This window comes from Microbacterium sp. LWH7-1.2 (assembly GCF_038397755.1).
GTDB lineage: Bacteria > Actinomycetota > Actinomycetes > Actinomycetales > Microbacteriaceae > Microbacterium.
Genome location: NZ_CP151637.1, coordinates 1,086,831 through 1,111,127, shown reverse-complemented (window position 1 = coordinate 1,111,127; position 24,297 = coordinate 1,086,831). Strand labels below are relative to the sequence as shown.

The following is a 24,297-nucleotide window of genomic DNA, read 5'->3' as shown; positions in this document are numbered from 1 at the left end:
CGATTCGCGACGCGCCCGCGCGCCTGCGCGTGGGAGGGTGTTCGTGGGGTAGAACAGCAGGAAGGCGAAGGGAACCCGAACCGTGAAGCTGATCAAGCGCATCGTCGTGGTGCTCATCATCGCGTTCGCGGCGTTCTACCTCATCACCCGGCCGCAGGATGCGGCGAACGCCGTGCAGGGCGCCGTCGGCGCCGTGTGGGGCGCCGGGGTCGCCGTCGTCGACTTCTTCATGGCGCTCGCCCAGGGCTAGGACCGAGATGTTCGATCCGCGGATCGAGAAGCACCTGATCTCGGATCAGGGAGAGCACGTCGTCGACGAGGTCCGCAAGCACTGGGCCGCCACGGTCTCGGCGGTGCTCGAGCTGTTCGGCGGCGTCGTCGTGCTCCTGCTCGCCTTCTTCGTCCCCGCGCAGGCCTGGTGGGTGCCGGCGCTCCTCGGCGCCGCGGTGACCCTGCACGCGATCTGGCGGGTCTTCGAGCAGCACACCGACCGCTTCGTCATCACCAACATGCGCGTCTTCCGCGTGCACGGCATCCTGTCGCAGCGCATCGCCACCATGCCGCTTGCGCGCATCCTCGACATCTCGGTGTACAAGCCGCTCATCGGCCGGATCTTCGGCTACGGCCACTTCGTCTTCGAGTCCGCGGCGCAGGAGCAGGGGCTGCGCGAGATCAAGTACGTCGGCGATCCCGACCAGCGCGGGCTCACGATCCAGCGCGTCATCCAGCAGGCCGGCCTCCGCGGTGCCGCCGGCCGGCCGGGGGCGGAACAGTTCGCCGGGGCGCCCTTCGCGCCTGCGGCACCGCCGGCGCCTCCGGCCGCGGCATCCGTCACCGTCGTGCCGGTCGTCGACGACCGCAGCTCGACCGCTCCGGTCCCCGACGTGCGGCGCGGCTCCACGACATCGGGGTGGGACTGGCTCGCAGACGCACAGCGGCGGGAGGACGAGCGGCTGGCGCAGCTGCGCGGAGAGGCGACCCCGTCGCCGGCGCCCTTCGATCCCGACCGGACGAATACGGCCCCGATCGAGCTCCCCCGCTGAACCCGACACCGAACCGCGGGGCCCCGTGTGAACGCGGATTTCGAGGCGATCGGGAACATCTCTTCAGACCCGGCCGTTCTGGTACCCTGGAGTGTCACTCGTGTGGCTGTTTCGCCACGCCCGAGTTCCGGTTCGCGCCGGTGACCGGATCCCCGCAGGGGCCGAGTGACATCGCTGGAAAATCCGCTTCGCCTCGGTCGAGGCATCCGTTCGCGCTCGCGCGGGGGAGCCGCTGAAAGCCGGGGCCCGACACCCAACCCCAACAAGGACAACCCACTACATGACTACCGCAACGACCGCCCCGGCCACCAAGCAGGTCGCGATCAACGACATCGGATCTGCCGAGGACTTCCTGGCCGCGGTCGAGAAGACCCTGAAGTTCTTCAACGACGGCGACCTCATCGAGGGCACCGTGGTGAAGATCGACCGCGACGAGGTCCTCCTCGACGTCGGTTACAAGACCGAGGGCGTCATCCCCTCGCGTGAGCTTTCCATCAAGCACGACGTCGACCCCAACGAGGTCGTCAAGGTCGGCGACGAGGTCGAAGCCCTCGTTCTCCAGAAGGAGGACAAGGAAGGCCGCCTCATCCTCTCGAAGAAGCGCGCACAGTACGAGCGTGCGTGGGGCGACGTCGAGAAGATCAAGGAGAACGACGGTGTGGTCACCGGCTCCGTGATCGAGGTCGTCAAGGGTGGTCTGATCGTCGACATCGGCCTGCGTGGCTTCCTCCCCGCATCGCTCATCGAGCTCCGCCGCGTCCGCGACCTCACGCCGTACCTCGGCCAGGAGATCGAGGCGAAGATCCTCGAGCTCGACAAGAACCGCAACAACGTCGTGCTCTCGCGCCGCGCCCTGCTCGAGCAGACGCAGTCCGAGTCGCGCACCACGTTCCTCAACAACCTCCACAAGGGCCAGGTCCGCAAGGGCACGGTCTCGTCGATCGTCAACTTCGGTGCGTTCGTCGACCTCGGTGGCGTCGACGGTCTCGTCCACGTCTCGGAGCTCTCGTGGAAGCACATCGAGCACGCGTCCGAGGTCGTCGAGGTCGGCCAGGAGGTCACCGTCGAGATCCTCGAGGTGGACCTCGACCGTGAGCGCGTCTCGTTGTCGCTGAAGGCGACGCAGGAGGACCCGTGGCAGGTCTTCGCCCGCACGCACGCGATCGGTCAGGTCGCGCCGGGCAAGGTCACCAAGCTCGTTCCGTTCGGTGCGTTCGTGCGTGTTGCAGACGGCATCGAGGGTCTCGTGCACATCTCCGAGCTGTCGGGCAAGCACGTCGAGCTCGCCGAGCAGGTCGTGTCGGTCGGCGAAGAGGTCTTCGTCAAGATCATCGACATCGACCTCGAGCGTCGCCGCATCTCGCTCTCGCTGAAGCAGGCGAACGAGTCGGTCGACCCCAACGGCACCGAGTTCGACCCGGCCCTGTACGGCATGGTCACCGAGTACGACGAGCACGGCGAGTACAAGTACCCGGAGGGCTTCGACCCCGAGACGAACGCGTGGCTCGAAGGCTTCGACGAGCAGCGCGAGAAGTGGGAGCAGGAGTACGCCGCCGCCCACTCGCGCTGGGAGGCCCACAAGGCCGCCGTCACCAAGGCCCTCGAGGCCGAGGCGGCTGCTCCGGCCGAGACCGGCTCGTCCTCGTTCTCGTCCGACAGCAGCCCTGTGGGCACGCTGGCCGACGACGAGGCACTCGCGGCTCTGCGTGAGAAGCTCTCGGGTCGCTGATCCTGAGCTGAGCCGCCCGGTTCGCTGAACCGTCCGGTTCGAAGGCCGTCACCACCGCTTCGGCGGGGTGGCGGCCTTTCGCTTGCCCCGACGTCGGAGGTCGCCGGTACCGTCGCCCTGTGTCAGAGCTTCCTCCCGCCGCGAGATGTCTTGTCGATGACGACGGATGCCGCGGCGCTGTGCCTGCGGACGCTCCGGTCGCGCTGTGCGAGGGTCATCTCGCGGCGGCGGGGGAGTGGGCAGGCGCCCAGTACGGCGTCACCGATGCACTGCCGTCGCCGTGCCGGCTGTGCGGGTCGCGGCTGGGCGTCCGCTATCCGTCCGGCTGGCTGTGCGCCGTGTGCGAATGGCGCCATGGCGACCTGCCCGACGACGACGTCGCGCCGCCCCGCGTCGACGTCGTGTACTACCTGCGCTACGGCGACCGCGTGAAGATCGGCACGAGCGCGAACCCGCGTCAGCGCTTCGGGGCCATCTGGCATGACGAGCTGCTGGCGTTCGAGCGTGGCGGGCGTGCGCTCGAGCAGCGACGGCACCTGCAATTCGCCGCCGATCGCTTCCCTGGGACGGAGTGGTTCCGCCGCTCCGACGCACTGTCCGCCCACATCGCGGTGCTGGCCGCCGGCGTCGACGACCCGTGGCACCTCCACGTCCGCTGGCTGAGCGAGGCGCTCGCGGCGCGCGGGTGAGCCGGTACGCTCTGCGAGAACCACCGCGGATCCTCCAGCAGGTTCGGAGGAAACGCGCCTAGCTTGAGGATCCACCCGCCCACGCAGACGACGGAGCAGCACATGGGATTCCTCGACCGACTGTTCGGAGGCGCGGATGACGCGCGCCAGGCTCCGCCTGTCCCGCAGAACCGCTACGGCGCCCAGGGGCCGGGCACTCAGCCGCCCCGGAGCGAGGACGAGATCGCGATCGAACGCTACCGATACCTACTGAAGACGGCGCCGCCGGAGACCATCGAGCAGGTGCACGCGGAGGCCTTCGCGAAGCTCACCGAGCCGCAGCGGCAGCAGGTTCTCGCCGAGCTCTCGGCGGGCCTCCCGCCGCAGGAGCAGCCGCGCTCGACCGATCCGCAGGCGATGGCCCGTGCCGCGACCCGCGCCGAGTACACCAACCCCGGTTTCATGGAGCGCACGCTCGGACCCCAGCGCCAAGGCCCCTCGTTCGGCTCGATGCTCGGTTCGTCCATCCTCGGCACGGTGGTCGGCTACGTCATCGGCTCGGCGCTGGTGAGCTCGTTCCTGGCGCCCGGCCTCGCCTACGACCAGGGCTCCGAGGACGGCTCGGCCGCGGACGGCGGGTCCGGCGAGACCGGCGCCGCCGACGCCGGCGCCGACTCCGGCTCCGGCTGGGGCGGCGACCCGGGCTCGGGGTGGGGTGGCGACGCCGCCGGCGGCGACATGGGCGGATTCGGGGACTTCGGCGACTTCGGGCTCTGATCCGGCGCCTGGGTCGCACCCGGCGCACTCGCCGGCCCGGTGGGCGGCGGCGAGCGCGCCGTTCGGGCGCAGGGCCGCAGCATCCGTTACCGTCGCGGTATGACCGCCGCGAAACGGGGCGAGCCGGAGGGGCCCGCGGCGCGCTCCCGCACGGGCGGGACCGCGCCGGATGGCGCCGATCACACGCGCGGTCGCACCGCGACGCTGAACCAGCTGCTGCTCGCGGCGGTGGTGTTCGTGCTCGGCGTGCTCGTGGCGATCGGGCCGTTCGGCGGCGAGCCGGTGCTCTTCTTCCTCGGCGTGGTCGTCGTGGTCGCGGTGACGGCCGTCACGCTCGTCGTGCCGTGGAGCCGCCTGCCCTACGGCTGGGTCGCGGTGGTGCCCGCCATCGACATCGTCGCGATCACCCTGATGCAGGTCGCGGCGCCCGAGACGGCCCTCGGGCTCCTGTGGATCTTCCCGGCGACGTGGCTCGCCGGCGGCTTCGGCCTGCTGGGGCTCTTCGGCGTCATCGTCGCGATCGCGGGCATCGTCAGCGTGCTCACCGCGCTGAGCGCCGCCGAGGTGACGTACCGGACCTTCCTGCTGCCGCTCGTGATCATCGCCGTCGCCGTCACGAGCCACCTCAACGCCCGGCGCTCGGATGCCCAGCGCATGCTGCTGGCGAAGCAGTCGCAACTGCTCGCCAGTGTGCTCGCGCGCACCAGACGTCAGGAGCAGGTGGTCACCGAGGTGCTGGATGCCGTCGACTTCGGCGTCGTGCGGATGGGGACGAGCGGGCGCGTCGCGGTCACGAACGAGGCCCACGGGAGGCTCCTGCAGGGATTCGAGCTCGAATACGACGGCACCGAGGTGCCGGCGTTCCGCGACGACGGCACCTCGCCGCTGCCGCCTGACGAGCTTCCGCTCGAGCGCGCGCGCCGCGGTGAGGCGTTCGACGATCAGGTGGTGTGGTTCGGGCCAGAGCCCGGACCCCGCCGCGCGCTCACGGTCACGGCGCGACGCCTCACCGACCCCGACGGCGGCGACGCCGGCGCGGTGGTCGTCTCGCGGGACGTGACGGCCGAGCTCAACGCCCTCCGGGCCCGCGACGACCTGGTCGCCTCGGTGTCGCACGAGCTGCGCACCCCGCTCACGTCGATCCTGGGCTACCTCGACCTCGCCATCGAGGACCCCGACACCCCCGACGCGGTGCGGGCGAGCCTCGACGTCGCCGAGCGCAACGCCGAGCGCCTGCTCCGGATCGTGGCGGACATCCTCGCGGCGTCCAGCTCGTCGCCGTCGTCGGTCGAGGCATCTCTGGCCCCTCAACTCCTCGACGTGCGCGACCTCGTGCGGGCCGCAGCCGCCGACGCACTGCCGAGGGCGACCGCCCGGGCGATCATCATCGACGAGACGGGTCTCGAGCCCGCGACCGCCTGGGCCGACCCGCTGCGGCTGCGGCAGGTCGTCGACAACCTCGTGTCGAACGCCATCGCCTACAACAAGGACGGCGGCACGGTGTTCGTCGGCACCACGACCGACGGCACGTCGAGCTGGATCCTGGTGCGCGACACCGGCGTCGGCATCACGGACGCCGACCGGTCGCGACTCTTCCAGCGGTACTACAAGGCCGGCGGCGAACGCCGGGCCGGCACCGGCCTCGGCCTCGCGATCACCCGCGACATCGTGCGCGCCCACGGGGGCGAGCTCGCCCTGCACAGCGCGCCCGGCGTCGGTTCGACCTTCATCGTGAAGCTGCCTTCGATCGGCCCGGAAGGAGACGAGCGATGACCCTCGATCTGCCGAGCGTCCTCATCATGACCGCGCTGGTCGTCAACGTCAGCGGGGTGCTGTTCATCCTCGAGACGCTGCTGCGACGGGACGAGGGGGCGGGGCGCATCTGGTCGATCGCGTTCCTCGCGGCGATGCTCACCACCCTCGCCTACACGATCTGGTCGCAGTCCGACGGCGCCTGGTGGGCGATCGCCGTCGGAAACGCGGCGTTCGTCGCGGGCACGGGGTGCATGTGGCTGGGATGCCGCCGCTTCAACCGGCGCGACATGCGCTGGTCGTCGATCCTCGTGGTCGGAGCCGTGGCGATGGCGGCTCTCGCGGTCGCGGTCGAGGGCGACGAAGGCGGCGACTGGGCGGGTGCGCTGTGGATGTTCGTGCCGCTGCTCGCCTTCGCGGGCGCGGGCGCCGTGGAGTGTCTCCGCGGCGAGATGCGCGAGTCGCGGACGGCGTGGGTGCTGGGCGCCGTCCTCGGATTCCAGTCGCTGTACTACGTGTCGCGCACCACCGCCTTCGTGACCTCCGGCCCCGACAGCGCGTTGTTCGAGACTGCGTTCGGCACGATCAGCACGAGCTACCTCACGGTGACGCTGACGATCGTCGCCGTCGTCGTGACCTCGGTGCTGCGCGCGAGCCGCGCGCCGGTGCGCGGCTATCTGCGCGAGGCCCAGGCCGTCGACGAGGAGCAGGGCATCCTCAGCGAGGCGTCGTTCGTCGCCGTGCTCGAGGGCATGTGCCGCCGCGCCGAGCGGCGTTTCGAGGCGATCGCCGTGACGGCCGTGCGGCTCGACGACCTCGACCAGATCTCGACCGCGTTCGGCAGTGACGTCGCCGGCGCGGTGGCCGCGACCTGGCGCACCGGGGTGCGCCACCACGCGCCGACGAACGCCGTCGTGGGCCAGGATGGGCATACCGGGCTCGTCATCGCCCTCGCGGTCGCATCCGCGCAGGAGGCGCGACGGCAGGCGGGCGCGATCTACCGCGGCCTCTTCGACGACCTCGGGAAGGTCGGCGGGGGAGTGATCCCGGTGGTCGGCGTCGGCGTGGCGCTGAGCGAGACCGCGGGGTACGACCCCGCGGAGCTCTTGCTCGCGGCCCGCGAGGCCGCGAGCCGCGCGGCTGCGAACGTCGAGACGTCGGTGCTGGTCGACGAGGGCGAGTAGCGGCATCCGTCCGCCCTCGCGGAGCGTGCGTCAGGCGGTGAGGCGGTAACCGACGCCGCGGACGGTCTCGATCCACCGCGGCTGCGCCGGCGACTCGCCGAGCTTGCGTCGGAGGTTCGCCATGTGCACCTCGATCGCGCGGGCATCGCTGTCGGAGACGAAGTCGCTGACCGCGTACTGGTCGCCGCGCAGCATGAGGGCGAGATCCGACTTCGCCCGGACTCGCCGGCCTGCCACGAGGAGGTCGGCGAGGATGTCGAACTCGCTTCGCGTGAGCTCGACGTCCTGGTCGTCGACGGTGACGAGGTGGGTCGAGGCATTGAGGCGCAGCCCGTGGTGCTCGAGCCAGACGCCGTCCGGCGGCCCGTTCTCACCGACGGCCTCGGGGTCGGCCGGCGCCACCTGCCGCGGCCGGCGCAGCATCGCGTCGATGCGGGCGCGCAGCTCGCGCGGGCGGAAGGGCTTGGCGACGTAGTCGTCGGCCCCCGCCTCGAGTCCCTGCAGAGCGTCGATCTCCTCGCTGCGGGCGCTGAGCATCACGATGTAGGTCGAGCTGATGGCGCGGATGCGCTTGGCGGTCTCGAAGCCGTCCATGCCCGGCATGTTGACGTCGAGCGTCGTCACCAGTGGCCGGCGCTCCCGCACCAGCTCCACGCCGTCCGCGCCGTTGGCCGCGCCGTGCACCTCGAAGCCCGCTTGAGCGAGCACGGTCGACAGGAGAGAACGGATGTCTTCCTCGTCCTCGATCACGACCGCGACGCGCGCTTCTTCCACCGATGCACCCTCCGGGTCCGGTGCCGTCGACGGACCCTGGACGTCGGTCATGATATCCCAGAACGCGCTGCGGAACGGGTGCGGCAGGCCGTCGATGATCACGGGAGGTGACCGTATGCGGGGCGGGCCGTTGAGCTCTGCTCGCGTGCGTCCGCCACCCGGCCGGTCCGTCGGACCGCGCGTAGGGCGGGAGATATCCCCATATCCCGCCCTGCGCGCGTCCTCCGTGCACGGACCCGGGCCGCAGTTGTCCCCACGCGCGCGGCCCGTCCGTACCCCAGGACGATTCGGCTGGTGCAGCGGAGCGGTGTCGCGTCGGTTACCACGATGTCGGGTCCGGCGTTCATCTCCCGCCCTCCCCAGTGCCACACGGGTGAATCTGTCCTTCGGGTGCCCCGAGGCTACCTCCGGGACCTCAACGCCCGCTCAGGCCCGCCTCAGGAACCGCGCAAGGCTTTGCGGCGCCGGCGGCGCCGGCTGGGGCGGCGCGTGGCATGCTCGAACCATGCCGCTCGTCGCCCTCACCGGAGGCATCGCCTCGGGAAAGTCCACGATCGCCCGCCGCCTCGCCGAGCATGGCGCCGTCGTCGTCGACGCCGATCAGCTGGTCCGCGAGGTGCAGCAGCCCGGCTCGCCTGTGCTGGCCGCGATCGCCGAGACCTTCGGGGAGCGGATGCTGCGACCCGACGGATCCCTGGACCGCGCCGCCCTCGGCAGCCGGGTGTTCGGCGACGACGCCGCAATCAGGCAGCTCAACGGGATCGTCCACCCCGCCGTCCGCGCCGAGTCCGCGCGCCGGTTCGAGGCGGCCTTCGCGGCGGATCCCGACGCGGTGGTCGTCTACGACGTGCCGCTGCTCGTCGAGGCGCGTGTCGAGGACCCCTGGCAGCTGATCGTCGTGGCGCACGCGCCCGAGGACGTCCGCCTCCGGCGCCTCGTAGAGCTGCGCGGCATGACCGAGACGGATGCGGCGGCCCGCCTCGCGTCGCAGGTGCCCGACGACGCCCGCCTCCGGATCGCGGACGTCGTCATCGACACCGCCGGCTCGCTCGAGAGCACGGAGCGCCAGGTCGACGAGCTGTGGGCCTCGCTCGGCGAGCACGTCGCGCAGCGCGCCGCGCGATCGTAATCTGGAAGCGGAGCGAGGAGGTCCCTCATGGCCGTGTTCTCGAGGTTCCGCCGGCGTAAGACGCCGTACGGAGCGACGACCGAGGAGGAGCGCATCGCGCGCTACGTCTACCTCCTCAACACCCTGCCCGCGTCCGTGATCGAGAGCGCGCACGCCTCGGCCTTCGCGGACGTCCCGCCGGAGCGCCGGCGCGAGATGTTCGAGCAGCTGCGGCCGTTCCTCGCCGACTCGGAGCGCGACGTCGCCGCCGAGGACCCGACCGTGATCGCGCGGCTCGTCCGTCGCGCCGAGGAGCACAGGGCAGCTCGCGCCGCGGCGGCCGGGGAGGCCGATGCCGCGGCCCGGTCCTCGGCGGACCCCGCCCGCACGATGGTCGGGGTCGACGATCGCGACCCGCGCGACGCCGTGGACCCCCGCGCGATGCTCATGAACGTCGGGGTGATGACGATCGTGGCGAACCAGTTCCTGCTGTCGAGCTCGGTCGCCGCGTACTACACGGTGGGTGCCGGATCTCTGCAGATCGGCGACGGCCCCGCTTGGATCGGCGAGACCTACGACCCCGGCTCGGGCGGCTTCGACGGCGGCGGAGGCAGTGGCTTCGACGGTGGCGGCGGCTTCGACGGGGGCGGATTCGGCGGTGGTTTCGACGCCGGGGGCTTCGGGGGCGGCTTCGACGGCGGCGGGGGCTTCGGCGGCTGAATCTCCGCACGGGCGGCGGGCGGCAGCATCCGCTCGTCGCGAACGCCGCCCCGATGTCGGGGGCCGCGCCTACGCTGGATTGGTGCAGACCACTCGATCCGTGCGGCCGTTCGAGGTCGTGAGCGAATTCGCGCCCTCGGGCGACCAGCCGCAGGCGATCGCCGAGCTGGCGGCGCGCATCAACGCCGGTGAGACCGACGTCGTGCTGCTCGGCGCGACCGGCACCGGCAAGTCGGCGACGACGGCCTGGCTCGTCGAGGCCGTCCAGCGCCCCACCCTCGTGCTCGCCCACAACAAGACCCTCGCCGCACAGCTGGCGAACGAGTTCCGCGAGCTCATGCCGCACAACGCCGTGGAGTACTTCGTCAGCTACTACGACTACTACCAGCCCGAGGCGTACGTCCCGCAGACCGATACGTTCATCGAGAAGGACTCGTCGGTCAACGCCGAGGTCGAGCGGCTGCGCCACTCGACGACCAACTCCCTGCTCAGCCGACGCGACGTGGTCGTCGTCAGCACCGTGTCGTGCATCTACGGCCTCGGCGCGCCCGACGAGTACCTGCGCGCGATGGTGGCGCTGCAGGTGGGCGAGGTCTACGACCGCGACGCGCTCATCCGCAAGTTCATCGCGATGCAGTACAACCGCAACGACGTCGACTTCTCGCGCGGCAACTTCCGCGTCCGCGGCGACACCATCGAGATCATCCCGGTGTACGAGGAGTACGCGATCCGTATCGAGATGTTCGGCGACGAGATCGAGGCGCTGTTCATGCTCCACCCGCTCACCGGCGACGTGGTTCAGCGGCTCGACAGCGTGCCGATCTTCCCGGCGTCGCACTACGTCGCCGGCACCGAGACCGTGCAGCGCGCGATCGGCACCATCGAAGACGAGCTCGCGGAGCGGCTGAAAGAGCTCGAGTCGCAGAACAAGCTGCTCGAGGCGCAGCGTCTGCGCATGCGCACGACGTTCGACCTCGAGATGCTGCAGCAGCTCGGGTTCTGTTCGGGCATCGAGAACTACTCGCGCCACATGGACGGGCGCGCGCCGGGCGAGCCGCCGCACACGCTGCTCGACTTCTTCCCCGACGACTTCCTCATGGTGATCGACGAGTCGCATGTCACCGTCCCGCAGATCGGGGCGATGTACGAGGGGGATGCCTCGCGCAAGCGCACCCTCGTCGAGCACGGGTTCCGGCTGCCGAGCGCCCTCGACAACCGCCCGCTCCGATGGGACGAGTTCAAGGACCGCGTCGGTCAGACGGTGTACCTGTCCGCGACGCCGGGCCGGTACGAGATGGGCATCGCGGACGGCGTGGTGGAGCAGATCATCCGCCCGACGGGCCTCGTCGACCCCGAGATCGTCGTGAAGCCGTCGAAGGGCCAGATCGACGACCTGCTCGAAGAGATCCGCATCCGTGTCCAGCGCGACGAGCGGGTGCTCGTGACGACGCTCACGAAGAAGATGGCCGAGGAGCTCACCGACTTCCTCGGCGAGCACGGCGTGCGTGTGCGCTATCTGCACTCCGACGTCGACACGCTGCGTCGCGTCGAACTCCTCAGTGAGCTGCGAGCCGGCGTCTACGACGTCCTCGTCGGCATCAACCTGCTCCGAGAGGGTCTCGACCTGCCCGAGGTCTCGCTGGTGTCGATCCTCGACGCCGACAAGGAGGGGTTCCTCCGCAGCGGCACCTCGCTCATCCAGACGATCGGTCGCGCGGCCCGGAACGTTTCGGGTCAGGTGCACATGTACGCCGACACCGTGACCGATTCGATGGCCAAGGCGATCGAAGAGACCGACCGGCGCCGCGAGAAGCAGATCGCCTACAACACCGCCAACGGCATCGAACCCCAGGCGCTGCGCAAGCGGATCGCCGACATCACCGAAGTGCTCGCCCGCGAGGCATCCGATACGGATCGGATGCTGCGGGGCAAGGCGGCGGCGAAGACCAAGTCGGGTGTCGGCAAGAGCCCGACCCCGCAGCTGCGCCGCGAGGGAATCGCCGCCGAGGGCGCGGAGCAGCTCGAGGCGACGATCGCCGACCTCAGCCAGCAGATGCTCGCCGCGGCCGGGGAACTGAAGTTCGAGCTCGCCGCGCGGTTGCGCGACGAGGTGCAGGACCTCAAGAAGGAGCTGCGTGCCATGGAGCGCGCGGGCCACGCCTGAGCCCGGCGCCCTTCGACGCTCGCGCGCGCTCGACTACGGGCAGTGCATCAGAGGCTTCGGACCGGAACGGTCGAACGTGTGCTGCGAGATCGGCACGCCGCACAGCGGGCACGCACGCTCGGCCCGTTCCGCCTGGCTCGGCGGGGGAGTCGTCTCGTATGGCCCCACGGCGGCGGGGCCGGCGACGCGGATCAAGTTGGAGTTGAGGAACGCGTACCATCCGCCGGCTTCGCGCACGCGCTCGCGGAGCGGACGACGGTCGGGGGTGGAGGCATCCCTTGCTCGCATGTTCATTAGTGTACTAATGATTAGTGCCGATAGGATAATCCCGTGAAGAACGCCGAACTCAGCCCCGACGATCTGCTCAAGCTCGACAACCAGGTCTGCTTCGCGCTGGTGACCGCGGCGCGCAACGTGGTGGGGCTGTACCGGCCGATCCTCGAGCCGCTCGGCCTCACGCATCCGCAGTACCTCGTGATGCTCGCACTGTGGGAGCGGTCGCCGCGCTCACTGCGCGAGCTCGCCGCCGAACTCGCCCTGGAGCCCGCGACGCTGTCGCCCCTCGTCAAGCGCCTCGAGGCGCAGGACCTCGTCACCCGCTCGCGCCGCGACGACGACGAGCGGGTGCTCGACGTCCGGCTGACCGAGGCGGGTGCGCACCTGCGGGTTCAGGCGCTCGAGGTGCCGGGCAAGGTGATGGCGAGCGTGGGGACGGATGCCGCCGCGCTCCTGGCGCTCCGCGACGCGCTGCAGCCGTTCGCCGGCGCCCGCTGACCGAAGACCGCGGCGAGGGCCCTGTCTTCGCCCACGGCGAACGGCTCCCAGCCCGCGTGTCGGAGGCCCCACCTAGACTTGTCGGGTGCCCATCGTCCCTGTCGCTCTGCCCGGAAGCATGCCCGCAAACTCCCTCGGCGGTACCAGCGGAAAGCTCAGCGTCCGCGGTGCCCGCGTGCACAACCTCAAGGACGTCGACCTCGACATCCCGCGCGATTCGCTCGTCGTGTTCACGGGCCTGTCGGGCTCGGGCAAGTCGAGCCTCGCGTTCGACACGATCTTCGCAGAGGGCCAGCGCCGGTACGTCGAGTCGCTGAGCGCCTATGCCCGCCAGTTCCTCGGGCAGGTCGACCGCCCCGACGTCGACTTCATCGAGGGGCTCAGCCCCGCGGTGTCGATCGACCAGAAGTCCACGAACCGCAACCCGCGGTCGACGGTGGGCACGATCACCGAGATCCACGACTACATGCGCCTGCTGTGGGCGCGCATCGGCGTGCCCCACTGCCCCGAATGCGGCGAGGTCATCCAGCGCCAGACAGTGCAGCAGATCGCCGACCAGCTCATGGAGCTGCCCGAGCGCACGCGGTACCAGATCGTCGCACCCGTCGTCACGCAGAAGAAGGGCGAGTTCGTCGACCTCTTCAAAGAGCTCGGCGCGAAGGGCTACGCCCGTGCCATCGTCGACGGGGATCTGGTCCAGCTCGCCGAGCCCCCGACGCTCAAGAAGAGCTACAAGCATGACATCGCGGTCGTCGTGGACCGTCTGGTCGCGGCACCCGGCATCCTCGACCGCGTCACCGACTCGGTCGAGACCGCGCTCTCGCTCGCGAGCGGCGTCGTGCAGGTCAACTTCGTCGACGAAGAGGGCGATGCCGCGTGGCAGTCGTTCTCCGAGAAGCTCGCGTGCCCGAACGGCCACCCGCTGCAGCTGACGGAGATCGAGCCGCGCACGTTCTCGTTCAACGCGCCGTTCGGCGCCTGCCCGGCGTGCTCGGGCCTGGGCACCCGCATGTCCGTGGACGTCGAGCTCATGCTGGGCGACGAGGACCTCTCGATCCGCGAAGGCGTCCTCATCCCGTGGACGACCCAGGGCAAAGGGCTCTTCCAGTACTACGAGCGCCTGCTCGAAGGACTCGCGAACGACCTCGCGTTCTCGCTCGACACGCCGTGGAAGAAGCTCCCGTCCGAAGTGCGCGAGGCGGTGCTGCGCGGCGAGGACTACAAGGTGACGGTGCGGTGGAAGAACCGCTACGGCCGCGAGATGCGCTACTCCTCAGGCTTCGAGGGCGTGGTCCCCTACATCGAGCGGCAGTACACCCAGGCCGAGTCCGACACGCAGCGTCAGCGCTGGGCGGAGTACCTCCGCGAGGTGCCGTGCCCGGTGTGCGACGGCGCGCGACTCAAGCCGGAGGTGCTTGCCGTCCAGGTGCACGGGCATTCCATCGCGGATGCCTCGCGCCTGAGCCTCGGCGAGGCGCGCGAGTACTTCGCCAAGCTGACGCTCACCGAACGCGAGGCGACGATCGCCGCGCAGGTGCTGCGCGAGATCCGCCTCCGGCTGGACTTCCTCATCCGCGTCGGCCTCGACTACCTCAGCCTGAGCCGCGCCGCGGCGACGCTCTCGGGCGGCGAGGCGCAGCGCATCCGGCTCGCGACCCAGATCGGCTCCGGCCTGACCGGCGTGCTGTACGTGCTGGACGAGCCGTCGATCGGCCTGCACCAGCGCGACAACCGCCGTCTCATCGAGACCCTCGTGGCGCTGCGCGACCTCGGCAACACCCTCATCGTCGTCGAACACGACGAGGAGACGATCCATGCCGCGGACTGGGTCGTCGACATCGGCCCCGGCGCCGGCGTCAACGGCGGCGAGGTCGTGCACTCCGGGCCGATCGGCGAGCTCCTCGCCGACCCCGACTCGATCACCGGCGACTACCTGTCGGGCCGGCGCTCGATCCCCACGCCGAAGAAGCGCCGCAAGATCGACAAGAAGCGCCAGGTGACCGTCGTCGGCGCGCGCGAGAACAACCTCAAGAACGTGACGGTCGACTTCCCGCTCGGCGTGCTCACCTCGGTCACCGGAGTCAGCGGCTCGGGCAAGTCGTCGCTGGTCAACGGCATCCTTTATCAGGTCCTCGCGACGCGCCTCAACGGTGCGCGGCGAGTAGCCGGCAAGCACACACGCGTGACGGGACTCGACAACCTCGACAAGGTCGTGCACGTCGACCAGGCGCCGATCGGGCGCACGCCGCGGTCGAACCCGGCGACCTACACCGGCGTCTTCGACCGCATCCGGACGCTCTTCAGCGAGACGCCCGAGGCGAAGGTGCGCGGCTACCAGCCGGGCCGGTTCAGCTTCAACGTCAAGGGCGGCCGCTGCGAGGCGTGCTCGGGCGACGGCACGATCAAGATCGAGATGAACTTCCTCCCCGACGTGTACGTCGACTGCGAGGTCTGCCACGGCAAGCGGTACAACCGCGACACCCTGGCGGTGCACTACAAGGGCAAGAACATCGCCGAGGTGCTCGAGATGCCGATCGCAGAGGCGGCGGAGTTCTTCGAGCCGATCCAGGCCATCCACCGCTACCTGAAGACGCTGGTCGACGTCGGCCTCGGCTACGTGCGGCTCGGTCAGTCCGCCACGACCCTCTCGGGCGGCGAGGCGCAGCGGGTGAAGCTCGCCACCGAGCTGCAGCGGCGCACCAACGGCCGGTCGATCTACGTGCTCGACGAGCCGACCACGGGTCTGCACTTCGAAGACGTCCGCAAGCTGCTCGAGGTGCTGAACGGCCTGGTCGACAAGGGCAACACGGTCATCGTCATCGAGCACAACCTCGACGTCATCAAGTCCTCCGACTGGGTGATCGATCTCGGCCCCGAGGGCGGCTCGGGCGGCGGCCAGGTCATCGCAACGGGCACGCCCGAGCAGGTGGCGCGCGTGGAAGACAGTCACACGGGTGCGTTCCTCGCCGAGGTCCTCGGGCTGCGCGCCCCCACGCACGCGGTCACCGAGCTCGTCGAGGCCCGCAAGGCCGGCTGAGCCGCATGGCGCGCTCCGCTCCCACCGTCCCGTACAAGCCGAAGCCGGGAGAGATCCCGACCAACCCCGGGGTCTACCGGTTCCGCGACCGGGACGGGCGCGTGCTCTACGTCGGCAAGGCGAAGAACCTCCGCGCGCGCCTGTCGAACTACTTCGCGCCGCTGCACACGCTCCACGAGCGCACGCGACGCATGGTGACGACCGCGGCGTCGGTCGAATGGACAGTCGTGGCGACCGACGTCGACTCGCTGCAGCTCGAATACCAGTGGATCAAGGAGTTCGATCCGCCCTTCAACGTCCGCTACAAGGACGACAAGTCGTACCCGTTCATGGCGATCACCCTCGCCGACGAGGCGCCGCGCGTCATCGTGACGCGCAATCGCCGCATCCCGGGAGCGAAGTACTTCGGTCCGTACCCGAAGGTGTGGGCGGTGCACGACACGATCGATCTGATGATCCGAGTGTTCCCGATCCGCACCTGCAGCGATTCGTCGTACAAGAAGGCGATGGCGACCGGGAGGCCGTGCTTCCCCGGGCAGATCGGGCGGTGCGGCGGGCCGTGCTCGATGAAGGTCACGATCGAGGAGCACCGCGCGATCGTCGACGACTTCATCGCCTTCATGTCCGGCGGCGACCAGCGCTTCACGAGAGAGCTCACGGCGCGCATGCGCGAGGCCTCGGCCGCGATGGACTACGAGGCGGCCGCCGTCTACCGCGACCGGCTGCAGTCCATCGACGCCGTGCTGAATCGCAGCGCGCTCGTGCTCGCATCCGACACCGACGCCGACCTCTTCGGGATCGCCGAAGACGAACTGGCCGCCACTGTGCAGCACTTCGTGATCCGCGGCGGCCGCGTGCGGGGCGTGCGCGCGACCACGATCGAGAAGGAGCTCGACATCACCGGCGGCGAGCTCGTCGACCAGGTTCTGCAGCGCACCTACGGCAACGCCGCGGGCGCCGACATCCCGAAGCAGGTGCTGGTGCCGGCGATGCCCGACGACGCCGCTGACCTCGAGGAGTGGCTGCGTGGGCGCCGTGGCAAGGCCGTGACGATCCAGATCGCGCAACGCGGCCGGAAGGCGGACCTCATGCGCACCGCGACGCTCAACGCGCAGCAGGCGCTGATGCTCCACAAGACCCGCCGTACCAGCGATTACGTCGCGCGCAGCCAGGCGCTCACCGACCTGCAGGAGGCCCTCGAGCTCGCGGAGGCGCCGCTGCGCATCGAGTGCTTCGATGTGTCGCACCTGAGCGGTACGAACGTCGTGGCATCGATGGTCGTCTTCGAGGACGGACTTCCCCGCAAGGACCAGTACCGTTCGTTCGGCGTCGCCGAGACCACCGACGACACGGACTCGCTGTACCAGGTGCTCACGCGCCGGCTCGCGTACCTCGACCGTCCGGAGGAGAACGAGCCGGATGCCGCCCCGGACCCGACCGCGGACGGCGAAGTGGTGACCGAGCGGCGCCGCCCGCGCTTCGCGTACCGGCCGCAGCTGCTGGTCGTCGACGGCGGCAAGCCCCAGGTCGAGGCCGCGGCGCGGGCCTTGCGCGACGCCGGGCACGAGGAGATCGCGCTGTGCGGCATCGCCAAGCGGCTCGAGGAGGTATGGCTGCCGGGGGAGGAGTACCCGGTCATCCTGCCCCGCACGTCCGAGGCGCTGTACCTCCTGCAGCGGCTTCGCGACGAGGCCCACCGGTTCGCGATCACTCACCAGCGCAAGCGCCGGCGCCGCGACATCCAGAGCGTGCTGGCCGAGGTGCCCGGCCTGGGCGATGCCCGGATCAAGGCGCTGCTGCGGCACTTCGGCTCAGTGTCGGCGCTGCGGAAGGCGACGCCGGAGGAGATCGCACAGCTTCCCGGCGTCGGCCCGAAGCTCGCGTCGGCCATCCACACGCACCTCGCCGAGCCCGCCGCCCTCGCCGACGCGCCGTAGCGCCGGTCGCACCGACGAGCGGCCGTCCGCTGTGACTGACTAGGCTTGTCGGGACGGGGGTGGTCATGGGCGAGGCGACGCGTCAAGACGTCGGAGAAGTGCTGATCGTCACGGGGATGTCGGGTGCCGGGCGGTCTACGGCGGCGAACGCGCTGGAGGATCTCGACTGGTACGTCGTCGACAACCTCCCCCCGCAGATGCTCAAGCCGCTGCTCGAGCTCACCGAGCTCGCCGGGGGAGTGCTGCCCCGGGTGGCCGTCGTGGTCGACGTGCGGGGGCGAGACCTCTTCTCGGACCTCCCGGACGCGATGCGCGCGCTCCGCGAGCGCCGGCAGATCCGGCTGCTGTTCCTGGATGCCTCGGACGAGGTGCTCGTGCGGCGCTTCGAAGCCGTGCGGCGCCCTCACCCGCTGCAGCACGACGGAACCATCCTCGACGGCATCCGTCGCGAGCGCGCGCGCCTCGCGGCCGTCCGCGAGAGCGCCGACGTCATCATCGACACGTCGTCGTACAACATCCACCAGCTGGCGACGAAGGTCGCCGACCTCTTCAGCGAGGAGGGTGCGGCGCGGCACACCGTGACTCTCCAGAGCTTCGGCTTCAAGTACGGTCTGCCGCCGGACGCCGACATCGTGGCCGACATGCGTTTCCTCCCGAACCCGTTCTGGGACGAGCGGCTCCGCCCGTTCACAGGCGAGGACGAGGAGGTGCGCGAGTACGTGCTGGGCCAGGAGGGCGCGGAGGAGTTCCTCGACGCGTACAGCGCGGCGCTGCGCCCGGTGCTCGAGGGCTATCAGCGCGAGAACAAGAGCCATTCCGTCGTCGCGATCGGCTGCACCGGCGGGAAGCACCGCTCGGTCGTGATGGTGCGCGAGCTCGCGCAGCGCCTCGCGAGCGTGCCCGGCGTCGCCGTCCGCGTGACGCACCGCGACCTCGGGCGCGAGTGACCGCGCCTGCGCGGCCGGACCGGCCGGGTAGGCTTGACGGTCGTTCCCGCAAGACCGATGAAGGAGACCCGTGTCGCTGACCGCTGACGTGAAGGCCGAGCTGATCACCGTGCGAGACCCGCGCCCTACGGCACGGGTGGCCGAGCTCACGTCGCTGCTGCGATTCTCGGGAGGTCTGCACTCGATCGCCAACCGCGTCGCGGTGGAGGCCGAACTGGACTCCGACATCCTCGCGCGCCGCACCGCCCGCGATCTCGTCGAGCTCTACGGCGTGCGGCCGGAGCTCGTCCACGTACAGGGCTCCGGAGCCCGCACGGGCAGCCACTACGCGGTCCGCGTGATCGAGGGCGGCGAGACCCTCGCGCGGCAGACCGGTCTCCTCGACCAGCGCCGCCGCCCCGTCCGCGGCCTCCCCAACAAGCTCACCACGGGCTCGCGCGGCGACCTCGCCGCCATCTGGCGCGGCGCGTTCCTCGCCGCCGGCACGCTCAGCGACCCGGGTCGCTCGGCCGCGCTCGAGATCACCTGCCCGTCGTCGGAGGCCGCGATGGCGCTCGTCGGCGCTGCGCACCGCCTCGGCATCGCCGGCAAGGCGCGCGAAGTGCGCGGCATCCCGCGCGTCGTCGTGCGCGAGGGTGAGGCGATCCGCGCGGCCCTCGCCGCGATGGGTGCCGTCCGCGCCGCCGGCGAGTGGGATCAGATGCGTCAGCGCCGCGAGGTGCGCGCGGGCGTCAACCGGCTCGTGAACTTCGACGACGCCAATCTGCGCCGCTCGGCGCAGGCCGCCGTCGCCGCGTGCGCGCGCGTGGAGCGCGCGCTGGAGATCCTCGGTGACGAGGTACCCGACCACCTCCGTCAGGCGGGCGACCTTCGCCTCGCGCACCGTGACGCGAGCCTCGACGAGCTCGGCCACCACGCCGACCCGCCCCTCACCAAGGACGCCGTCGCCGGCCGCATCCGCCGCCTCCTCGCCATGGCCGACAAGAAGGCCGAGGCCGAGGGCCTGCCGGGTACCGAATCGGCCGTTCCCGCCGGTATCGAGGACTGAAACCCAGGACGGATGCTGCGGTCCGCGGCATCCGTCTTCCATACGTCACAGACGGAAGCAACCCCGCCGCGCGGGCGTTGGCCCTCAGTAGGATGAATCCGTCACCCCTCGCTGCGCCGGGGACTTCGGCGCGCGCCGACAGGAAGAAGAGAACATGGCGAAGTACACCTTGCCCGACCTCCCTTACGACTACGCCGCACTCGAGCCGCACATCAGCGGCAAGATCATGGAGCTGCACCACAGCAAGCACCACCAGGCGTACGTCACCGGCGCGAACACCGCGCTGGAGCAGCTGGCCGAGGCGCGCGAGTCCGGCAACCTGGCGAACGTGAACAAGCTCGAGAAGGACCTCGCGTTCCACCTCGGCGGTCACGTCAACCACTCGATCTTCTGGACCAACCTCTCGCCCGAGGGCGGCGGCGAGCCCGAGGGCGAGCTGCGCGCGGCCATCGACGAGTTCTTCGGCGGCTTCGACAAGTTCCAGGCGCACTTCACCGCCGCCGCCAATGGGATCCAGGGCTCGGGCTGGGCCGTCCTCAGCTGGGACCCGATCGGCGAGCAGCTCATCATCCAGCAGCTGTTCGACCAGCAGGGCAACACCGCGCAGGGCACGATCCCGATCTTCCAGCTCGACATGTGGGAGCACGCCTTCTACCTCGACTACCTCAACGTCAAGGCCGACTACGTCAAGGCGGTCTGGAACATCGCGAACTGGCAGAACGTGGCCCAGCGCCTCGACGCCGCCCGTCAGAAGACCTCGGGCCTGCTGGTACTGTCCTAGTAAGCGTGGCGTCCCGGCGGGACAGCCCGCCGGGACGCCGTTGTCCTCGTTCGCATCGCAACAACCGCGCATTCGCGCACGACACATCTCAGGAGAAACTCCGTGACTGTCAAGATCGGCATCAACGGCTTCGGCCGAATCGGACGCAACTACCTCCGCGCGGCTCTCGCGCAGGGTGCGGACCTCGACATCGTGGCGGTGAACGACCTCACCGACAACAAGACGCTTGCGCACCTGCTCAAGTACGACTCGATCCTCGGCCGCCTCGACCAGGAGGTCTCGTACACCGAGGACTCGATCACGGTCGGTGACAAGACCATCAAGGTCTTCGAAGAGCGCGACCCCGCCAACCTCCCCTGGGGAGAGCTGGGTGTCGACATCGTCATCGAGTCGACCGGCCGCTTCACCAAGGCCGTCGACGCCGCGAAGCACATCGCAGGCGGTGCCAAGAAGGTCTTGATCTCCGCTCCCGCCACGGGCGAGGACGGCACGTTCGTCATCGGTGCGAACGAGGAGACCTACGACTCCGAGACGCAGAACATCATCTCGAACGCCTCGTGCACCACGAACTGCCTCGCGCCGCTGGCGAAGGTGCTGAACGACGAGTTCGGCATCGTCAAGGGCCTGATGACGACGGTCCACGCCTACACGGCCGACCAGAACCTGCAGGACGGCCCGCACAGTGACCTGCGTCGCGCCCGCGCCGCCGCGCTGAACATCGTCCCCACGTCGACCGGTGCCGCCAAGGCCATCGGCCTCGTGCTGCCGGAGCTCAAGGGCAAGCTCGACGGCTTCGCGCTGCGCGTGCCGGTTCCCACCGGCTCTGCGACCGACCTCACGGTCGAGCTCGAGCGCGAGGTGACCGTCGACGAGATCAAGGCGGCCTACAAGGCCGCCGCCGAGGGCCCGCTCAAGGGCATCCTCAAGTACACCGAGGACGAGATCGTCTCCAGCGACATCGTCACCGACGACCACTCCTGCATCTTCGACGCCGGTCTCACGCGCGTCATCGGCAACCAGGTCAAGGTCGTCGGCTGGTACGACAACGAGTGGGGCTACTCGAACCGCCTCGTCGACCTCACCGAGATCGTCGCCTCGAAGCTCTGATCCCGATGGCTCTGCGCACCCTCAGCACGCTGGGTTCGCTGGCCGGCAAGCGTGTCATCGTCCGTGCTGACCTGAACGTCCCCCTCAAGGACGCGGTCATCACGGACGATGGCCGTGTACGGGCCACGCTCCCCACGCTCAACGCCCTGATCAACCAGGGCGCCCGCGTCATCGTCTGCTCGCACCTCGGCCGCCCCGACGGTGCCCCCGACGCGAAGTACAGCCTCGAGCCCGTCGCCCAGCGACTCTCGGAGCTCCTCGGCAAGCCCGTCGCGTTCGCGCGCGACACGGTGGGGGAGTCGGCCCGCGAGGCCGTCGCCGCCCTCGAGGACGGCGACGTCGCGATCATCGAGAACCTCCGGTTCAACCCCGGCGAGACGGCCAAGGACGACGCCACGCGCCGCGCCTTCGCCGAGGAGCTCGCCGCCCTCGGCGACGTGCTCGTCTCCGACGGCTTCGGTGTCGTGCACCGCAAGCAGGCGTCGGTCTACGACCTCGCCGAGCTCCTGCCCTCGGCTGCCGGGTTCCTGATCGAGAAGGAGGTCGAGGTGCTCGACCGCCTGACCGAGAACCCCGAGCGTCCCTACACGGTCGTGCTCGGCGGCTCGAAGGTCAGCGACAAGCTCGGCGTCATCGACCACCTGCTGCCGCGCGTGGACCGTCTCCTCATCGGCGGCGGCATGCTGTTCACCTTCCTCGCCGCACAGGGGCACAAGGTCGGCTCGAGCCTCCTCGAGGCCGACCAGCTCGACACCGTGCGCGAGTACATGCGGCGCGCCGAGGAGTCGGGCGTCGAGCTCGTGCTCCCGACCGATGTCGTCGTGGCCTCGAAGTTCGGCGCCGACGCGGATCACGTCGTCACGAGCGCCGACGGCATCGAGGACACGGCGTTCGGGGCATCCGGTCTCGGCCTCGACATCGGCCCCGAGACCGCCGAGCGCTTCGCCGCGCTCGTGCGCGACTCCCAGACGGTGTTCTGGAACGGCCCAATGGGCGTGTTCGAGCTCGCACCCTTCGCCGCGGGCACCAAGGCGGTCGCCCAGGCGCTCACCGAGGTCGACGGCCTGTCGGTCGTCGGCGGCGGCGACTCCGCCGCAGCGGTCCGTCAGCTCGGATTCGCCGACGACGCCTTCGGTCACATCTCGACCGGCGGCGGAGCCAGCCTCGAGTTCCTCGAGGGCAAGAAGCTCCCCGGACTGGAGGTCCTCGGATGGCAGTAGCAGGCCGTACCCCGCTCATCGCGGGCAACTGGAAGATGAACCTCGACCACCTTCAGGCGGTCGCGTTCGTGCAGAAGCTGCACTGGACCCTCAAGGACGCCAAGCACGAGGACGGCTCGGTCGAGGTCGCGGTGTTCCCGCCCTTCACCGACCTGCGCACCGTGCAGACGCTGCTCGATGCCGACAAGATCCCGTTCGCCCTCGGCGCACAGGACCTGTCGGCGCACGACTCGGGCGCGTACACCGGTGAGATCTCGGGTGCGTTCCTGGCCAAGCTCGACGCCAAGTACGTCATCATCGGCCACTCCGAGCGCCGGCAGTACCACGACGAGACGGATGAGGTCGTGGGCTCGAAGGTCAAGGCCGCGCTCAAGCACGGCCTCGTGCCCGTGATCTGCGTCGGCGAGACCAGCGAGGACCTGGAGAAGTTCGGCGCCAGCGCCGTGCCGGTCAGCCAGCTGTCGGTCGCGCTCGAGGGGCTCAAGGCCGACGCCGACATCGTCGTCGCCTACGAGCCCGTCTGGGCGATCGGCTCCGGCCAGGCCGCGACGCCGGAGCAGGCGCAGGACGTGTGCGCCAAGCTCCGCGAGGTCATCGGCGAGAAGCTCGGCGCGGACGCGGCAGCGCGCACGCGCGTGCTCTACGGCGGGTCGGTGAAGGCCGCGAACATCGCGAGCTTCATGCGCGAGCCCGACGTGGACGGCGCCCTGGTCGGCGGTGCGAGCCTCGTCGTCGACGAGTTCGCCGCGATCATCCGCTACCAGAAGCACGTCGGGGTCTGACCCCGCGGTCGGCGGGCGGTGAGTATTCCTCACCGCCCGCCGACCTACACGTATACTTGACCCTTGTGCGATCGGCGAACGATCGCAGCGAAAGGCTTCAACGACTGTGCAGATCCTCGAGTTCGTCCTGCAGGTGCTTCTCGGCATCACGAGTCTCCTGCTGACTCTCCTCATCCTGCTCCACAAAGGGCGCGGCGGCGGCTTGTCCGACATGTTCGGCGGCGGCATGACGTCGGCGCTCGGCTCCTCGGGCCTCGCCGAGCGCAACCTCAACCGGTTCACGGTGGTCCTCGCCCTGGTGTGGTTCGCCTCGATCGTCGCCCTCGGCCTGATCACGAAGTTCCAGGCCGTCTGATGGCCACCGGAGGCAACGCGATCCGCGGCACCCGCGTCGGTGCCGGTCCGATGGGCGAGCAGGACCATGGCTTCCACGCCGACCGCGTGGCCGTCTCGTACTGGGATGCCCTGGGCAACGAGACCGTCCGCTACTTCGCGGCGGGAATCCCCGAAGAGGAGATCCCCGACACGATCGACTCGCCGCACTCGGGTCTCCCGGCAGGCCGCGACAAGGAGAACCCTCCCGCCGTCGCGAAGACTGAGCCGTACAAGACGCACCTCGCCTACGTGAAGGAGCGCCGCACCGAGGAAGAGGCCGAGACCCTCCTCGACGACGCGCTCAAGCAGCTGCGCGAGCGCCGCGGCCAGGACTGAACAACCTCACACATACGAGAAGAGCGGATGCTGC

The 24,297-nt window shown here is 70.0% G+C and carries 23 protein-coding genes; 21 read left to right on the top strand and 2 right to left on the bottom strand.

Annotated features, from left to right (window positions below):
• The first annotated feature begins 82 nt into the window (after positions 1-82).
• The 7 genes from MRBLWH7_RS05325 to MRBLWH7_RS05295 all read left to right on the top strand — a co-directional run bounded on the left by MRBLWH7_RS05325 (position 83) and on the right by MRBLWH7_RS05295 (position 7,153).
• The gene (locus MRBLWH7_RS05325; RefSeq protein WP_341999859.1) at positions 83-250 is read left to right on the top strand and encodes a hypothetical protein; all 168 of its coding nucleotides are present in this window, start codon (positions 83-85) and stop codon (positions 248-250) included.
• 7 nt (positions 251-257) lie between these two features.
• Positions 258-1,043, top strand: coding sequence for a PH domain-containing protein (locus MRBLWH7_RS05320; protein WP_341999857.1), 786 nt, complete (start codon positions 258-260; stop codon positions 1,041-1,043).
• 280 nt (positions 1,044-1,323) lie between these two features.
• Positions 1,324-2,772 carry a 30S ribosomal protein S1 gene (gene rpsA, locus MRBLWH7_RS05315; protein WP_341999855.1) on the top strand — a complete coding sequence of 483 codons (1,449 nt, stop codon included), beginning with the start codon at positions 1,324-1,326 and terminating at the stop codon, positions 2,770-2,772.
• A gap of 179 nt (positions 2,773-2,951) precedes the next feature.
• The gene (locus MRBLWH7_RS05310) at positions 2,952-3,461 is read left to right on the top strand and encodes a GIY-YIG nuclease family protein (RefSeq protein ID WP_341999854.1); all 510 of its coding nucleotides are present in this window, start codon (positions 2,952-2,954) and stop codon (positions 3,459-3,461) included.
• 102 nt (positions 3,462-3,563) lie between these two features.
• Positions 3,564-4,217 carry a hypothetical protein gene (locus tag MRBLWH7_RS05305; protein WP_341999853.1) on the top strand — a complete coding sequence of 218 codons (654 nt, stop codon included), beginning with the start codon at positions 3,564-3,566 and terminating at the stop codon, positions 4,215-4,217.
• A gap of 99 nt (positions 4,218-4,316) precedes the next feature.
• On the top strand, positions 4,317-5,990 hold the full coding sequence (locus tag MRBLWH7_RS05300; RefSeq protein ID WP_341999852.1) for an ATP-binding protein: 1,674 nt from the start codon (positions 4,317-4,319) through the stop codon (positions 5,988-5,990).
• On the top strand, positions 5,987-7,153 hold the full coding sequence (locus MRBLWH7_RS05295; protein ID WP_341999851.1) for a hypothetical protein: 1,167 nt from the start codon (positions 5,987-5,989) through the stop codon (positions 7,151-7,153). Before MRBLWH7_RS05300 ends, MRBLWH7_RS05295 begins: the two co-directional genes overlap by 4 nt.
• A gap of 30 nt (positions 7,154-7,183) precedes the next feature.
• Here MRBLWH7_RS05295 and MRBLWH7_RS05290 read toward each other — a convergent pair whose 3' ends face one another.
• Positions 7,184-7,978, bottom strand: coding sequence for a response regulator transcription factor (locus tag MRBLWH7_RS05290; protein ID WP_342001931.1), 795 nt, complete (start codon positions 7,976-7,978; stop codon positions 7,184-7,186).
• 454 nt (positions 7,979-8,432) lie between these two features.
• On the opposite strand from MRBLWH7_RS05290, the gene coaE reads away from it, so the two are divergent.
• From coaE to uvrB, 3 genes are all read left to right on the top strand, one after another.
• The gene (gene coaE, locus MRBLWH7_RS05285) at positions 8,433-9,056 is read left to right on the top strand and encodes a dephospho-CoA kinase (RefSeq protein ID WP_341999849.1); all 624 of its coding nucleotides are present in this window, start codon (positions 8,433-8,435) and stop codon (positions 9,054-9,056) included.
• A gap of 27 nt (positions 9,057-9,083) precedes the next feature.
• Positions 9,084-9,755, top strand: coding sequence for a hypothetical protein (locus MRBLWH7_RS05280; RefSeq protein WP_341999848.1), 672 nt, complete (start codon positions 9,084-9,086; stop codon positions 9,753-9,755).
• A gap of 82 nt (positions 9,756-9,837) precedes the next feature.
• Positions 9,838-11,919 carry an excinuclease ABC subunit UvrB gene (gene uvrB / locus MRBLWH7_RS05275; RefSeq protein WP_341999847.1) on the top strand — a complete coding sequence of 694 codons (2,082 nt, stop codon included), beginning with the start codon at positions 9,838-9,840 and terminating at the stop codon, positions 11,917-11,919.
• 33 nt (positions 11,920-11,952) lie between these two features.
• Here the strand turns inward: uvrB and MRBLWH7_RS05270 are convergent, their stop codons facing one another.
• Positions 11,953-12,207 carry a hypothetical protein gene (locus tag MRBLWH7_RS05270; RefSeq protein WP_341999845.1) on the bottom strand — a complete coding sequence of 85 codons (255 nt, stop codon included), beginning with the start codon at positions 12,205-12,207 and terminating at the stop codon, positions 11,953-11,955.
• A gap of 42 nt (positions 12,208-12,249) precedes the next feature.
• Between MRBLWH7_RS05270 and MRBLWH7_RS05265 the strand changes: the two genes are divergently transcribed.
• The 11 genes from MRBLWH7_RS05265 to MRBLWH7_RS05215 all read left to right on the top strand — a co-directional run bounded on the left by MRBLWH7_RS05265 (position 12,250) and on the right by MRBLWH7_RS05215 (position 24,263).
• Complete coding sequence (locus MRBLWH7_RS05265) at positions 12,250-12,693, top strand: MarR family transcriptional regulator (protein WP_341999843.1); 444 nt, start codon at positions 12,250-12,252, stop codon at positions 12,691-12,693.
• Positions 12,694-12,811: 118 nt separating this feature from the next.
• On the top strand, positions 12,812-15,730 hold the full coding sequence (gene uvrA, locus MRBLWH7_RS05260; RefSeq protein ID WP_342001929.1) for an excinuclease ABC subunit UvrA: 2,919 nt from the start codon (positions 12,812-12,814) through the stop codon (positions 15,728-15,730).
• Positions 15,731-15,735: 5 nt separating this feature from the next.
• Positions 15,736-17,667: an excinuclease ABC subunit UvrC gene (gene uvrC, locus MRBLWH7_RS05255; protein WP_341999840.1), complete on the top strand. Its 1,932-nt coding sequence runs from the start codon at positions 15,736-15,738 to the stop codon at positions 17,665-17,667.
• 65 nt (positions 17,668-17,732) lie between these two features.
• Positions 17,733-18,614: an RNase adapter RapZ gene (gene rapZ / locus MRBLWH7_RS05250; RefSeq protein ID WP_341999838.1), complete on the top strand. Its 882-nt coding sequence runs from the start codon at positions 17,733-17,735 to the stop codon at positions 18,612-18,614.
• A gap of 70 nt (positions 18,615-18,684) precedes the next feature.
• Positions 18,685-19,662 carry a DNA-binding protein WhiA gene (gene whiA / locus MRBLWH7_RS05245; protein WP_341999836.1) on the top strand — a complete coding sequence of 326 codons (978 nt, stop codon included), beginning with the start codon at positions 18,685-18,687 and terminating at the stop codon, positions 19,660-19,662.
• A 154-nt stretch (positions 19,663-19,816) separates the two neighbouring features.
• Positions 19,817-20,443, top strand: a complete 627-nt coding sequence (locus MRBLWH7_RS05240; RefSeq protein ID WP_341999834.1) for a Fe-Mn family superoxide dismutase — start codon at positions 19,817-19,819, stop codon at positions 20,441-20,443.
• Positions 20,444-20,545: 102 nt separating this feature from the next.
• Complete coding sequence (gene gap, locus MRBLWH7_RS05235; protein ID WP_341999832.1) at positions 20,546-21,550, top strand: type I glyceraldehyde-3-phosphate dehydrogenase; 1,005 nt, start codon at positions 20,546-20,548, stop codon at positions 21,548-21,550.
• A gap of 5 nt (positions 21,551-21,555) precedes the next feature.
• Positions 21,556-22,770 (top strand): phosphoglycerate kinase, encoded by a 1,215-nt coding sequence (locus tag MRBLWH7_RS05230; RefSeq protein ID WP_341999830.1) that lies wholly within the window; start codon positions 21,556-21,558, stop codon positions 22,768-22,770.
• Entirely contained in the window at positions 22,761-23,552 is a 792-nt protein-coding gene (gene tpiA, locus MRBLWH7_RS05225; protein WP_341999828.1) for a triose-phosphate isomerase, read from the top strand. Before MRBLWH7_RS05230 ends, tpiA begins: the two co-directional genes overlap by 10 nt.
• A gap of 106 nt (positions 23,553-23,658) precedes the next feature.
• Positions 23,659-23,907, top strand: a complete 249-nt coding sequence (gene secG, locus MRBLWH7_RS05220) for a preprotein translocase subunit SecG (RefSeq protein ID WP_341999826.1) — start codon at positions 23,659-23,661, stop codon at positions 23,905-23,907.
• Positions 23,907-24,263, top strand: coding sequence for an RNA polymerase-binding protein RbpA (locus tag MRBLWH7_RS05215; protein WP_341999824.1), 357 nt, complete (start codon positions 23,907-23,909; stop codon positions 24,261-24,263). The genes secG and MRBLWH7_RS05215 overlap by 1 nt, the downstream gene beginning before the upstream one ends.
• Positions 24,264-24,297: the final 34 nt, after the last annotated feature.